The following is a 15023-nucleotide window of genomic DNA, read 5'->3' as shown; positions in this document are numbered from 1 at the left end:
CGCCGGGTCATGGGACCAATCGCCCGGGCTCGATCAGCCGGGGCGGCAGCGCGCCGTGCGGCAGGGCGGGACCGACCGCGACGAGACTGCCCGGTGTCCGGCCCTTTCCCCAGCCGATCTGCTCGCGATAACGCCCGATGTGGGCTTCGGGGATCGCGTCGCGGTCCCCGAGCGGTGCGGCCTCGGGCGAGACGTAGAGGGCGTCGGCCGGGCAGTACGCCTCGCACATGAAGCAGGTCTGGCAGTCGGATTGCCGTGCGATAAGCGGGATTCCGCTCTCGGTGCGGTCGAAGACGTCGGTCGGGCAGACGTCGACGCACTTGTCACAGGCGATGCAGTCCTCGGCGCGCACCAGCTCGATCACGATGCCACCGCCGCCGGTGTGGTCGCCGACGTCGCGGTCCACACCTCGCCGAGACCACCGGACAAGATGTGGTGGTGCTGGCCCGGATCCAACTCCGGGTGATCCGAGCGTTTGCTCATGCCGCGAGTCTCCGTGCGCGCCAACGTGGATCGGTACATCAGACGACCGACCGCGGTGATGGCGGCTGCCTGCCGGGCGCGGACCCGGTCCGCACCGGTTTCGCCGCCGAGGCCATGCGTGGCCCGCTCCCAGAGGGCATCGAGTTCGGCCAGGGCGGGGCGCAGGCGATCGCCGTGGCGCAGGTAGTTCTTCTCGAACGGGATCAGCTCCCGCTGTGCGTCCGCCACAACCTCGTCTGCGGACACCGATTCCGTTGCCTCCGGACGTAATCCGACCCGTCCGAGGCCATACACCGCACCCGAATCGAGGCCGCCTACGCTCAGGGCGAACCGCGCCGCACCCCGGCCCGCCCAGCTGCCCGACGACATGGCCCAGGCCGAATTGTGGCTACCGCCGCCGGTGAATCCACCGCAGATCCGCTCCCGCGTCGCGGCATCGCCCGCGGCGTACAGGCCGGGAACCGTTGTCGCGCAGTCATCGTCGACGACATCGATTCCGCCGGTGCCGCGTACCGTACCCTCGGCGAGCAGGTCCACTTCGAAGCGATCGGTGAACGGGTCGATCCCGCGGCGGTCGAACTGGAGGAAGAAGTTGGGCTGACCCAGCCGCATCCGGGCCTGCACATCGGCGTCGGCCCGGTCCAGTTGCGCGAAGACGGGCTCCGACAACAGGGTCCTGGCGATCACCGACCGTCCCCGCGCGGAACCCGCGCCTTCCAGGACGCGGCCGTCGGCGTGGAAGAACGTCGCGAAGCCGTAATAGGCGGTCTTGGTGATGGTCGAGCCCTTGGGCACGATCCCGTAGGCGTTGGAGAACTCCATGCCCGAGAACCGCGCCCCGGCCTCGGCCGCCATCAGCGCGCCGTCGCCGGTGTCCACATTGGTGCCCAGGGCACGGGACAGGAAGGCACAGCCGCCGGTGGCCAGCACCACCGCGCCCGCCACCACGCGATAGTCACGGTCGGCGTGCCGCTGATATCCGGCGGCCCCGCGTACCACGCCGTCGGCATCGGCCAGCAGCTCCAGCGCCGGGGCGTGATCCAGGATGCGCACGCCGAGCCGTTTCACCCAGGCGCGCATGCGCCGCATGTACTCCGGGCCCTGGACGCCGGTGAGCAAGGGCTCCCCGGTATCGGGATCGGCCGGGAACGGGTAGCGGCCCTCGACGGCGAGCCGGTTCATGTTCACGTAGGTCTGATCGAGGACCCGGTCCATCCAATAGTGGTCGGCCAGATGCCCGCCCAGCGCCTCACGACTGGCCTTGGCCTGGGCGCGGGCGGTCGCCTCCGGTGCCACGTACCAGACGCCGGTGCCCGAAGGCGCTGTGGCGCCGCTGGTTCCGCAGTAGCCCTTGTCGACCAGCACTACCTCCGCACCAGCTTCCCGGGCGTGTACCGCCGCCCAGCACGCGGCGGGTCCGCCGCCGATCACCAGCACGTCGGTACTGAGCTGCCATGGTTCGCTCATCGGCACAGTCCTCCCGGGAGAGTTGGTGCTGGAACGGTAAGGCGGCCGGTCGGGCTCGCCGAAGAGTTGCGATCAGGGCGATCCTTTGGCGGCCGAATTTCCCACATCGTGGCAAATCGCTTGCGTCCGGGCGGTAGGTCCGACCAGCACAAGATCGGCCGTCACGGGGACACGCATACATTCAGGGTTGTATGTAACCGTGGTTAGCACTTACCGTGGAGTGTGTCGCGCCGCACAGGAACGGCCCCCGCCCCGGGCGGCGCGGTACACAGACGAGGAGGCAATGATGGCTCTGACGACGAGGTCGGGCACCGGAACCGAGGCACACGAATACGCGGACGTGCTGCACACCCTGTCGGAGGGATCGGTGTACCGCCGGTTCGATCCGTATCTCGATATCCCCTGGGACTCCCCCGAATTCGCGATCGACCCGCACGATCCGCGCTGGGTGCTGCAACCCGATATCGATCCGCTGGGCGCGACGCAGTGGTACCAGGACCAGCCGCTGGAGCGGCAGATCGAGATCGGCAAGTGGCGGATCACCAATGCCATCAAGGTCGGCGCGGCCTTCGAGAGCATTCTGATCCGCGGAATGATGCAGTACATCATGAAGCTGCCCAACGGGTCGCCGGAGTTTCGCTACTGCCTCCACGAAATGACCGAGGAGTGCAACCACATCCAGATGTTCCAGGAGCTGGTCAACCGGATCGGCGTCGACGTTCCGGGCATGCGGCCCTTCTTCCGGAAGATCTCACCGCTGATCGGCGTCGCCGGCGGATATGCCTGGCCGATTCTGTTCATCGGCATTCTCGGCGGCGAGGAACCCATCGACCACTATCAGAAAGCGGTCATCCGCAACGGCGCGAAGCTGCCGCCCGCGGTGGTGCGCTGCATGGAGATTCATATCGCCGAGGAAGCCCGGCACATCTCCTTCGCCAACGAGTTCCTGAAAAGGCACATCCCGCGGCGCAGCCCGATGTATCAGAATTTCTGCGGCATCGCCTTCCCGCTCGCCATGCGCTGGCTCGCCGGGGAGATCATGGCCCCGCCGCCGGAATTCGCGCGCACCTTCGACATTCCGCGCGAGGTCATCAAGGAAGCGTTCTGGCAGTCGCCGACCGCGTCGAAGATCCTGTCCGGCTACTTCGGCGACATGCGTTCCCTCGCCGACGAACTGGGCCTGATGAACCCGGTCACCAAGCGACTCTGGAAGACCCTCGGCATCGACGGCGACCACTCCCGGTATCGCAGCGAACCCGACCGCCGGGTCGCCTGATCCGACGGGTTCCGGTCACTCGTCGGCCTCCAGGCACAGCACCGGGACCCGCTGGACCGGATTCACGACGAATCCGCCGTGATTCCAGGGCGGCTCGAGCGGCTGGGTGTTGCCATCGGCATCGGTCGCCCGGGCGCTGAGGACATAGTCGCCCGGGGTCGCGATCCAATCGAAATGCCAGCGCCGCCAAGCCCATCGGCGGCCCTGGTCCGGATCCAGCCGCGCCCCCTGCCAACTCCGCCCGCCATCGGTACTCGCCTCGACGAGGGTGACCGGCGCCCGGCCCGACCAGGCTCGCCCTTCGAGCGGCACCGGGCCCGGTCGCACCACCCGCGATCGCGACATGTAATCCGGGAAGCCGGGCGGAACCAGCAGCGCACGCGGCGCGATCCGGGTCACCGGCTCGCCCACCTCACCGGCGTCCTGCCGGAGCCGATACGCCACCGCCTGCTGGTACCCGGTGAACGGAGCATCGGTCACCGTGATCTCCCGCAGCCACTTCACATGCGCCATGCCATACCAGCCGGGCACGATCAGCCGGACCGGATAGCCGTGCTGCGGCGGCAGCGGCGCCCCGTTCATCTCATAGGCGACCAGCACCCCCGACTCGGCACCCATGGCCACCTCGACCGGCAGCGCCCGCTGATAATCCTGTTCGACCCCGTACTCCACCCCGTGATCCGCGCCGGTGAAGACCACCTCGACCGCGTCGACCTCCACACCGGCCTCCCTCAGCAACAGCCCCAGCGGGACGCCCGTCCACTCGGCGGTGCCGACCGCCCCGAGCAGCCAGGGCTGACTCACCGGACGCGGAGTCAGCATGACCCGGCCATTGCCCGCGCATTCGAGCGTCACCCGCGTGGTGACCTGTGGGAGCGCCTTCAGGGCGGCCATATCCAGCCGCAGCCGACGCCGCACCCGGCCCGCGATCTTCAGCTGCCAGGGCTCGTTCGGCGGGACGAAGGGAATGTCGAAATGCGTCAGCACATAATGCAGACCCGGCGGCGTGACGTCGTAGCGCAGCGCCTCGAGCGGCAGCCCGTGATTGCGCGCCGCCAGCGCGAGCTCGTCCATGCCGATCCCCTCGTCGGGGGCGGCCAGCCGGGCGCGGGTGCTCGAATCGGCGAGTCGATGAGCCATCGACTCATTATCGCGCCGAATCGCCCCGGCAGCAGAGCGCGTCAATCGCCTTACCCGCCCGGCACCCCACCCCCATGAGCCTTCCGACGATCTCGCGGGATAAATGCGCATCAAGGGACTGGCAACCAACGTGCCGAACTGCCCCTCGGTCACCCAAGCGTGCTCGCCAACCTCGATGCGGCACGCAATTCCCCCGACAGGGGCCCGAATGACGTGTTTGGGACGCGAGTTATCGGACCAGAAGCATTGTCGATCACCTCCAGGTCGAGCAGCGCCTCACGACTCACTTGAAGCGGCCCGTTGGGGCCAACCACCTCCTCGAGTACTGACCTGCCGTGCCAAGACCGCCGAAAACGACTCTGGCAGTTTATGGTTGGGATAGACCTAACTACTGCGGTCGGTGACCAGTTGCTCGCGCTTCCGTTCCCGAGGGCACACTTCCTCGGGCTTTCCGAGACGGAAGAGCAAGATCGACTTCGAGGGGGCAGAATGGACGTCAATGAAGCAATCGATAAGCTGTTCCAGCACGCAGACGTCGCCATACAGGCCAGCGACTACCTAGTCGGCAGGGTCAGCCGCAAATCGGAATCGCGTTCGCGACTTCCTGTTCGGATTCAAGGATGGCGCCCCCGCGCTCGTAATCACAGTGGAGTGCAGGGGATCTCACGGCACCGCCGATACTCACATCGCCAACTGGCGAAGGCAGCCGCGCAAGTCAACGCCGTCGTCATTGGCGATCCAGCGCTCGGGGATGTCACTCCACCAGGTTCGGCTGCCGCTTCTCCAACGGCAGCTGATCGATCAACCTCAGCAGCTCCGGATCCGAGACAATCACCAACGCCCACAACTCATAACATGACGAATGACCCCGAGCCTCGAACTCCGCGAACCGTCGATACTGCCCACTCGTCTCCCCATCCACACCACTGTTCCTACCGGCCGCACACACAGCCCCGGCCCCCGGTGGAATTCGCTCCGAAACCCCGCCAAGATCCACCAGCAGAGCCAATCGAACGACGAACTGCACCTCGAAGTGCAGCACCGACAGTGCAGGATTACGTCAAGGACTGCCCAGTCAGCAGTTCACATCGCTGCCCAGCAGAACGGCCAGTCCTTGCCCATCATCTCGTAGAACCCCCAAGATCATGCGCTGACCTGGCGATCTTGGGGGTTCTACCTATCCTGACCTGACATTCCGCTATCCCAACGCATCCCACCCGTTCCGGCCGAAACCTACGGATTCCCACCGTTTCGGCCGCAAAATGGCACGCAGAATGGCACTCGAATTCCCACGACATCCCACCGGATCCGCCCTGTCGACCGTCCGCAGGCACGCCGTGACTCCGACCGCGCCGCGCGGTAGCCGCAGTGGCGTGGCCAAGGTGATCGGTGCCTGCTCGGCCGTTGCCCCCGTATTGCTCGAAATCGATGGCCGGCGCCCGCTATTTTTGCGGGCAAGGGTTGCCGTTGTTCGCGTCGAAGTGGTAGTCGGTGAACGGGAAATGCCTGCCACGCCACCGTGCTTCGAGAGCACCGGCAGGCCGGAAATACGCCACGTCACCGTGCGAGTTGCGGTAGTAGGTTCGAGTACCCTTGTTTTGCGTCTCGACGTAGTACCGAAGGACCCGACCACGCCTGCGGATCTCGGCATGGTGCGCGGCGTGCGCCTGTCCGCTCACCTCGACGGTCGACGCATGGCGGCGGCGCGCCTCCACTATCGCTCGAATAGCATGTGAGGCAGTCGTTTCCACCATCCCGTGCCATCCGATATCGGCCATCGTGTACGGTCCGACCAGCATCCAGCGGTTCGGCAGACCGGCTACGGCCACACCCTCATAGGTCTGTACTCCATGGGCTCCGAAGAACTGACCGAGATCGAATCCGTCCCGCCCGACCACGGCGCCTTCGACGTAGCTTTCCGGATCGGTGTACATCTCGTAGCCGGTAGCCAGCACGATGACGTCATATTTGCGCTCGGTGCCATCGCCGGCCAGGATGCCCTGCTCGGTGAACCGCTCGATGTCGTCGGCGACCAGGCCGACGTTGTCGCGATTGAACACCGCCGGATATCCGGCCGACAGGGTGACGCGCTTCGCCATGGGTCCATAGTCGGGTGTCAGCGCGGCGGCCGTTTCGGGGTCGTCGATGATCCGTCGGAGATACCTTCGGTAAGCCCGCTTGGCCAAGGAATCGAATGCGGCCATCATCGGTTTCGCCACAGCCAAGGGCATGATCGTGACCAGTCTGGCAATGGGTTCCAACCCCAGCAACATCATCCCGCGCAGGGCCGCCGCCACGCCTGGCACCCGCAGGGCGGCTTGGAACCAGCGCGGGACCGGCAAGTTGGGTTTGGGTATGCACCACACCGGCGTCCGCTGGTAGACATCGAGGTGAGCTACGTCAGGCGCGATCGCGGGCGTGAGTTGCACCGAACTCGCGCCGGTACCGACCACTGCCACGCGCTTACCCGCCAGGTCGAGAGCATGGTCCCAGGTGGCCGGGCGTTGCACTATGCCGGTAAAATCATCGAGGCCGTTTATGCCATCGGCTTTGGGGCGCAGAAAGGCACCGACCGCGCTGATCACGAACCTGGCCGTGATGATCTCGTTACCAGCGGTGTGCAACGCCCATCGACGGTGTTTCTCGTCCCATACTTCGCGGACGATCTCGGTGTGGAACCGCAGATGCCGATAGAGACCGAAGCGGCGGGCCACATCCTGGTGATACGCCTGAACCTCAGCACCTGTCGGGAACGCCGTTGGCCAATCGGCCTTGCGAGCGAACGAGTACTGGTAAATGAGCGCGGGTACATCCACGCTGATCCCCGGGTAGGAATTGTCGCGCCAACTGCCGCCGACCTCGCCCGCGCGTTCCAGAATAGTGAACTCTTCGATCCCCGCGCGTTTGAGCAGTACACCCGCCGCGATACCGCCGGGACCCGCCCCGATCACCACGATCTCATGATCAGGTTCTGTTGTCATTGTGCTCATTTTTACTTTCTCACTGAATAGGTTGGATGCCAGCGCTCAGCTGCGTGAGCCATTGACCTATCAACTGTGCCGTTACTTGGACCGCGGCACCGCACAGCGCAACGTGCTCCGCATCCACGGTCTGGACCGTCTGCGCGGTTGACCACGCTTCTATCGGCCAGTCAACGATGCTCTGCCGCAAATGCGCCGATCGCGTGAACCTAACGAAGAGCGTCGTGCATTCAAGAGGCTTGTGCTCGATCTGCATCGCTAGGTCGAACCACCAGCCGAATGCGGTCAACCGTGTGGTGGCGAGGTCAGGGAGCGTCGCGTCTATCTCGAGCAGGTGGTTCCCGCGGCCGTTCAGTTGGTATTCATTCGCCTCGCGGGCGATAAAGCCGTCAAGGATGACCAGGCCTTGCAGCTGGCTATTTCCTTGTTCCAGTAACCGAGCCGCCGCCGCGTGGGCGATATTTCCGCCTACCGAGTAACCGCCCAGGACGAATTCGTCCTGGCCCACCGTATCGAGGACCGTCTCGACAATGCTGTCGATAGCGGCATCAAGCGAGGCAGGGAGCGGCTCATCCGGAGCGTATCCCAACAGCGGGATAGCCGAAACACGGCGGTGACCGCCCAAATCGGCGGCAAGCTGCGTGTACTGAATGGATTCGCCGAGGAATTCCGGGGAATTAATGAATACCAAGTGCGGCAGGACATCCCCGACATTGTTGCCGGGCGAACCGCCACTGATTCCGATGCCAGTCGACATTCCCCCGGCGAATTGGTCGAACACCGGACGGAGCTTCGCTGCCGCTCGCAAGAACGCCAAACCGTTTCTGAGCCTATTGTTTTCGATCGCTTGCCGGATGACACCGACCAAAGTCTCGTCGGGAGCCACGGGTGCTGCCGCCGGAAGGTCGGTGGCCGCGCGGGTAGCGTCCGGCAACCGCGTCGGCGCTGCCGCCATCTTCCCCTGGGCTTCGAGCAGTTCTTGCAGAATGTATCGGGCGAGGGTGGTCGGTGTGGGATGGTCGAAGATCAGGGTCGCGGGCAGTCGTAGTCCGGTGAGCGTATTGAGTCGGTTGCGGGCCTCGACCGCGGCCAGCGAATCGAAACCCAACTCCCGGAAGTTGCCGGCTGGATCGATCGCGTCGGGACCATCATGGCCGAGCACAATCGCCATCTGTTCTCGCACCACGCCCAGCAGCATCGGCAGTCGCTCGGCTTCCGCCAGCGCTGAAACCCGCTCTCGCACACCCGCCCCCTGCTCCCGCGACAGCTCCGGCACCGAACGACGTCGCGCACTCGAAACCAATCCCCGCAGCAGCGGGATCGATGTCCCAGCCCTGACCTGCGCATCCAGCACCACACGGTTCAGCGGTGCCGCGACCACGCCGGCACGGTCCTGAATGATCGCAGCGTCGAACATTGCCAGACCTTGCTCAGTCGAGATGGGTGAGAGCCCAACACGACCCAACCGAGCGGTGTCGGTATCAGCGAGATGCCCGGTCATCCCGGTATCGGAAGCCCACCACCCCCACGCGATCGAAGTCGCGGCCAGCCCACTCGCACGCCGATGCTCGGCCAACCCGTCCAGGAACACATTCGCCGCCGCGTAGTTGCCCTGCCCCGCATTGCCCAACACACCCGCAACCGAGGAATACAACACGAACAACCCCAGATCCAACTCATGGGTCAACTCATGCAGATGCCATGCCGCATCAGCCTTGGCCGCCAACACCGCGTCCATCCGGTCCGGTGTCAGTGACGCGATCACGCCGTCATCGAGCACAGCGGCCGCATGCACCACACCCGTCAAAGGGAACTGCTCGGGCACCGCCGACAACAGCTCGGCCACCTCATCGCGGTTCGCGACATCACAAGCCACAATCCGCACCTGAGCACCCAGCTCGCCCAACTCCGTCACCAACAGCGACGCTCCCGGCGCAGCCGCACCACGACGACTCGCCAACACCAGCGACCGCACCCCATGGTTTGTCACCAAATGCCGCGCCAAAACCGCACCCAAACCACTCGTGCCGCCAGTAATCAGCACCGTCCCAGCCGACACCACGCCAGTCGCGCCCGGCCTTGACAAGTCGATCGGCGCCGTGCGGACGATCTTCCCGGTATCTCTGGCCTGAACAGGTAGCCGGATCAATCGGGCCGCATGTACGACACCGGCACGGATCATGATCTGGGGCTCGCCCGAAACGATCACCGCCGCAAGCCCTTCGGCGGTCAGCTCGTCAGTGTCTGTGTCGACCAGCACGATACGACCCGGAGCCTCCGACTGCGCCGAACGCACCAGACCCCAGACCGCAGATCCTGCCAAATCAGTGACATCTTGCCCAGCCCGGCCGACCGCACCACGAGTGACGATAACCAACGTGCTTGCCATGTAACGCAACTCATCAATCCAGGCCTGCAACACCCGCAACATCTCATGCGTTGCATCGCGGACACGACTCGGCACATCCTCGTCGGCACCGGCACCGACCACGCCGCGATCGAATACGACGACCGCGGGTACGGTCACTTCCCGGTTCCGCACCCAGCTACCGAAATCCTCACCATTGGCGAAGGTTTCGGCATCGGCAGGCGAGATAATCTGCGCCGCTAATGGCGTCCACTGCACTCCATACAACCCGTCCTGCACCGAGAAGGCGTCCAGCTCTGCGGAAGATACCTCCTGCACGGTCAAGGACCGCGTCGTGAACACCATCCGGCCGACCGCATCGGCGACCTGGATCGATATTGCACCGATATCGCCAGGCACCGGAGTGATACGCGCCCGCACCAGCGACGCTCCGGTCGCGTGCAAAGCCACCCCCTGCCAGCAGAATGGCAACCTCACCCGCCCCGGATTGGGATCGACATCGACGAGCTGTCCGTGCAGCACCGACTCCAGCAAGGCCGGATGCAGCCCGAACCGCGACACATCGGTCATCGTCTCGGACAGCTCGACCTCCACGAACAGTTCGGCACCACAACGCCATACCGATCGCAATCCCTGGAACGCCGATCCATACTCGTCACCGGCAACAGCCAACCGGTCATATAGACCATCCACAGGCACGGCGACCGCACCAGCGGGCGGCCACACCACCAAACCCGCGTCCAGTTCCGGCACACCCTCGTTACCCAACACACCCTGTGCGTGCAGCACCCACCTGCCGTCTGCGGCCTCCGCACGGGAATACACCGACACCGACCGGCAGCCGAGCTCGTCGGCATCGTCCACCACTACCTGCAACTGCATCCCGACCTCGTCGGGCAGCACAAGCGGCGTCAGCACAGTGAACTCCCGCAGCAGTGCGCAACCCACTTCCGCTGCCGCATGCAACGCCAACTCCACGAAAGCGGTCCCTGGGAACAGCACAAACCCGCCGACAGCGCGATCGGCCAGCCACGGATGGGTCGCCAGGCCGACTCGGCCGGTCAGTACCACACGGTCCCCGTCCGGGGACACCACCACTGCGCCCAGAAACGGATGATCAGCCGCCGATAGCCCCAGCGACGACGCGTCCCCACTATTCGAGTCGCCATCCAACCAATACCTGCGCCGCGCAAACGCATACGTCGGCAAAGCTATCCCGCCCGCAGGAGCAGGTCCCAGCAACGCTGCCCAATCCACCCCCACACCCGACACCTCCAACTGCGCCGCCGACCGAAGGAAACCTTCCATGCCCCCTTCGTCACGTCGCAGCGAACCCACTACGGTCACGGGATCGGCACCCGCCCGAAGGTCGCAGAGTTGCTCGATGCCGACGGTGAGCAGCGGATGCGGACTGACCTCGAGGAAGGTGTTGTACCCGTCCACCAATAGGCCCTGAGCCGCGTGTTGGAAACGCACCGGTTCGCGCAGGTTCCGGAACCAGTAGTCCGCGTCCAACTCGGTGCCGTCCAGTACGCCACCGGTCACGCTCGACCAGAACGCCACGTGCGACGATCCGGGCCGAAGTTCGGCGAGCACCTTGCGCAGCGGTTCGCGGAGCCCATCGACCTGCGGCGAATGCGAGCCGTAGTCCACCGGGATCCGGCGGGCGTGCACGTTGTCACGGGCACATGCTTCCAGGAAGGACTCGAGCTGCCCTGCCGCACCGGATACCACCGTCGCCTGGGGCCCGTTGATCGCGGCCACTGACAATTCGTCGTATCCGGCCAGCAGCGAGGTGACCCGATCGACAGGCAAGGACACCGTGACCATCCCGCCCCGGCCGGTCACAGCGATCAAAGCGGCCGACCGCAGCACCACCACCCGAGCGGCATCCTCGAGGGACAAGGCCCCGGCCACGCACGCCGCGGCAATCTCGCCCTGAGAATGGCCCACAACGGCGTCCGGAACAACACCGACCGAGCGCCACAGTTCGGCCAAGGACACCATCACCGCGAAGAGCACCGGTTGGACCACGTCGACGCGCTCCAGCGGCGGCGCACCGTCCGCACCCTCGAGCACGGCGAACAACGACCAATCCACGAGCGGCGAGAACACCGCATCGCACTCGGCCATCTTCCGGGCGAACACCGGCGAACAGTCCAGCAGTTGTCTGCCCATGCCCAGCCATTGAGCGCCCTGGCCAGGGAACACCCATACGGTTTTGCGGGGCATTCCAGCCACGCCGGTGACCACGGCGGGACTCGGAGCCTGCGCCAACAGCGCGGTCAGTCCCTCGAGCAGTTGGTGGCGATCCGCGCCCACCACCGCGGCACGGTGATCGAACCGCGATCGCTGACACGCCAACGCGCGCGCCACATCCCGCATGTCCAGCAGCGGGTCACCGGCCACGAAATCCCGCAGCCGCCGCGCCTGCCCCGTCAACGCCGCCGGTGTCCGACCCGAAACCACCCACACCACTGGGCCATCCACGCCGTCACCGGCCTCAGCGACGTGGTCGGTCACCGATTCCGGTGCCTGCTCGAGAATCACGTGCGCATTGGTGCCGCTGATACCGAACGCCGACACCGCGGCACGACGCGGCCGATCGACCACCGGCCAATCACGTTGCGCGGTCAGCAGTTCCACCCGCCCGGCAGTCCAATCGATATGCGTGGATGGCTGATCCGCGTACAACGTCTTGGGCAGCACCCCGTGCCGCAATGCCTGCACCATCTTGATCACACCGGCCACACCAGCCGCCGCTTGCGTGTGCGTGATGTTGGATTTGACCGAACCCAGCCACACCGGTTCCAGATCACGATCACGCTGACCATAGGTCGCCAGCAATGCCTGCGCCTCGATCGGATCACCCAACGTGGTGCCGGTGCCGTGCGCCTCCACCACATCGACCCCGGTTGGGGCCAATCCGGCATTGGCCAATGCCCGCCGAATCACGCGCTGCTGCGACGGACCATTCGGAGCAGTCAACCCATTTGACGCACCATCCTGATTCACCGCCGAACCACGCACCACCGCCAACACCCGATGCCCATTGCGTCGGGCATCCGACAACCGTTCCAGCACAAGCACACCCGAGCCTTCACCGAACGCGGTCCCGTCGGCTGCTTCGGCGAACGGCTTGCACCGGCCATCCGGTGCCAGCCCCCGCTGCCGGGAAAACTCCACGAACGTTTCCGCGGTCGCCATCACCGTGACACCACCGGCCAAGGCCAGCGAACATTCTCCGGACCGCAATGCCGCCGCCGCCTGATGTAGCGCCACCAAGCTCGACGAGCACGCCGTATCCACCGATACCGCAGGCCCTTCCAACCCCAGCACGTACGACACCCGGCCCGACACCACGCTCGGTGCGGAGCCGGTCATTCGATACCCCTCCGGTCCGTGATCGGCCTCGACGCCGGATGTCCCGCCATAGGTCTGCCCCATGACACCGGCGAACACGCCGGTGTCACTGCCACGCAGCGAATCCGGCTTGATGCCCGCCTGCTCCAACGCCTCCCACACCGTCTCCAACAGCAATCGCTGCTGCGGATCCATAGCCAGCGCCTCGCGCGGACTGATCCCGAAGAATTCCGGATCGAAATCTCCGGCGTCGTGGACGAACCCGCCCTCCCGCACAGATGACCTGTCCGCCAACCGATCCCACCCGCGATCGGACGGCCACGCCGAGACCGCATCCCGACCCTCGACCACCAGACGCCACAAATCGTCCGGCGACCCCACACCTCCCGGAAAGCGACACCCCATACCCACGATCGCCACCGGCTCCGAGCCCGCCTGCGTCAGCTCCCGCAGCTTGGCCCTGCTTTCCTGCAGCTCGGCGGTGACCCGTCGTAGGAGATGTTGCAGCTTTTGCTGATCGACCATTCTCGAACCTCTATTCCTGGCTCAACCATTGGTCGACCAGCTGTGCGGTCGTATGCGCCTCGGTGCTGCACAGTTCGACATGTTGCGCGTCCACGGTCCGGACGGTCTGTGTTGTCGACCAGGTTTCTACTGGCCACTCGTGGAGGTTGTGCGCCGGTGACGGTTTCGTGCACTTGATGACGAGCGCCTTACATTCGACCGGCGGGCACTCCACTTGCCGCAGCAGGTCGATCCAGCACGCGAGAGCAGTCAAACGATCGCTGGTGAAGCCGGCGAGATCGGGGATCGACGCGTCGGTATCGACCACGGCGTCTCGCGCGGTGTCCATTTGGCGGTCATTTGCCTCGGGAGCGATAAAGGAATCGAAGATGATCAACCCCTGGAGCCGCGTATTGCCTTGTGCCAGCAGGCGAGCCGCGGTGGCGTGGGCGAGGTTCCCGCCCCCCGACATGCCACCCACGACGAATTCGTCGTCGCCCACGGTGTCGAGGACGGTCTTGGCGATACTGTCGATGGCGGCGTCGAGCGACGCGGGCAAAGGCTCACCCGGCTCGTATCCCGACAGTGGGATCACCGAGAAACGGCGATGTGCGCCCAGGTGGGCGGCGAGAAGAATGTACTGAATGTATCCGCCGAGAAACGCCGGGGTGCAGATCATGACAATGTGCGGCAACACATCTCCGCCACTGTTGCCGGGCGTGCCGCCGGTGAGTCCGATGCACTTCGGTATTCCCGCCGTGTCCGCGTGGTAGTCGAACGCCGGACGAAGTTGCGCAGCCGCGAGAAGCATCTCCATGCCGTCGCTGAACCTGTCGTCCGCGATCGCTTGCCTGAACATGCGTACAAGAGTCGGCTCGGCGGCTCGAGCGGTCACCGCGGGAGGGGTGTAGGCGGCCCCGTCGTGTCGAGGTACGAGCATGGCGTGTCCGCGCATGGCGAGTTGAGGTTCGGCGCTGGCGATCGCGGTGACGGTCATGTTCCGTATTGCCATGAGTCCGAGTAGATCTCCGAGACCTTTATCGGCGGAGTCGGTGTCGACGAGCACGATCCGCCCCGGATGCTCGGATTGCGCCGACACCACCAGCTCCCATATCGCCGATCCCACCGGGTGCACGACCTCGTCGGCCGATACCGCCGTCGCACCGCGCGTGAGAACCAGGAACGGACTGGAATCGAAGCGTCGTTGTCCGGACCAGGACTGCAGAGCTGCCGACACTTTCTGTGTCATGGCCTGCGCATCCGTTGGCAACGAACCGGATTCGTCTCTACGGCAGTCCAGGACCATGACCTGGGCGGTGTCACTGTCGGGCCCGTTCAGTGCTTCTTCCCAATCGCAGGGCGCCACCTCGGGCAACGATGTGGGAGTGGGAATCATGGACCACTCGACCCGATGCTGCTGATTCACAATTTCTGTCATTGC

General features: G+C 65.3%; 6 protein-coding genes and 1 pseudogene. 1 reads left to right on the top strand and 6 read right to left on the bottom strand.

The window, feature by feature from the left end:
* Positions 1 to 7: 7 nt before the first annotated feature.
* A complete protein-coding gene (locus ACQP06_RS15985; RefSeq protein ID WP_433673340.1) occupies positions 8 to 364 on the bottom strand; it encodes a 4Fe-4S dicluster domain-containing protein in 357 nt (118 codons plus the stop codon).
* Complete coding sequence (locus ACQP06_RS15980) at positions 361 to 1950, bottom strand: FAD-dependent oxidoreductase (protein ID WP_433672911.1); 1590 nt, start codon at positions 1948 to 1950, stop codon at positions 361 to 363. The genes ACQP06_RS15985 and ACQP06_RS15980 overlap by 4 nt, the downstream gene beginning before the upstream one ends.
* A gap of 286 nt (positions 1951 to 2236) precedes the next feature.
* Between ACQP06_RS15980 and ACQP06_RS15975 the strand changes: the two genes are divergently transcribed.
* Positions 2237 to 3226, top strand: coding sequence for an AurF N-oxygenase family protein (locus ACQP06_RS15975; protein WP_433672910.1), 990 nt, complete (start codon positions 2237 to 2239; stop codon positions 3224 to 3226).
* Between the two features lie 15 nt (positions 3227 to 3241).
* On the opposite strand, the gene ACQP06_RS15970 is transcribed toward ACQP06_RS15975, so the two are convergent.
* The 4 genes and pseudogenes from ACQP06_RS15970 to ACQP06_RS15955 all read right to left on the bottom strand — a co-directional run bounded on the left by ACQP06_RS15970 (position 3242) and on the right by ACQP06_RS15955 (position 15020).
* Complete coding sequence (locus tag ACQP06_RS15970; RefSeq protein WP_433672909.1) at positions 3242 to 4366, bottom strand: sulfite oxidase; 1125 nt, start codon at positions 4364 to 4366, stop codon at positions 3242 to 3244.
* A gap of 1442 nt (positions 4367 to 5808) precedes the next feature.
* Positions 5809 to 7347, bottom strand: coding sequence for a flavin-containing monooxygenase (locus ACQP06_RS15965; protein ID WP_433672908.1), 1539 nt, complete (start codon positions 7345 to 7347; stop codon positions 5809 to 5811).
* A 370-nt stretch (positions 7348 to 7717) separates the two neighbouring features.
* A pseudogene (locus ACQP06_RS15960) lies at positions 7718 to 13603 on the bottom strand (SDR family NAD(P)-dependent oxidoreductase); the annotation flags it as partial.
* 10 nt (positions 13604 to 13613) lie between these two features.
* Entirely contained in the window at positions 13614 to 15020 is a 1407-nt protein-coding gene (locus ACQP06_RS15955) for a thioesterase domain-containing protein (protein ID WP_433672907.1), read from the bottom strand.
* Positions 15021 to 15023 lie beyond the last annotated feature (3 nt).

Origin of the sequence: Nocardia sp. CA-136227 (assembly GCF_050955695.1) — a bacterium.
GTDB lineage: Bacteria > Actinomycetota > Actinomycetes > Mycobacteriales > Mycobacteriaceae > Nocardia.
This window is presented reverse-complemented; position numbering and strand designations above follow the sequence as displayed.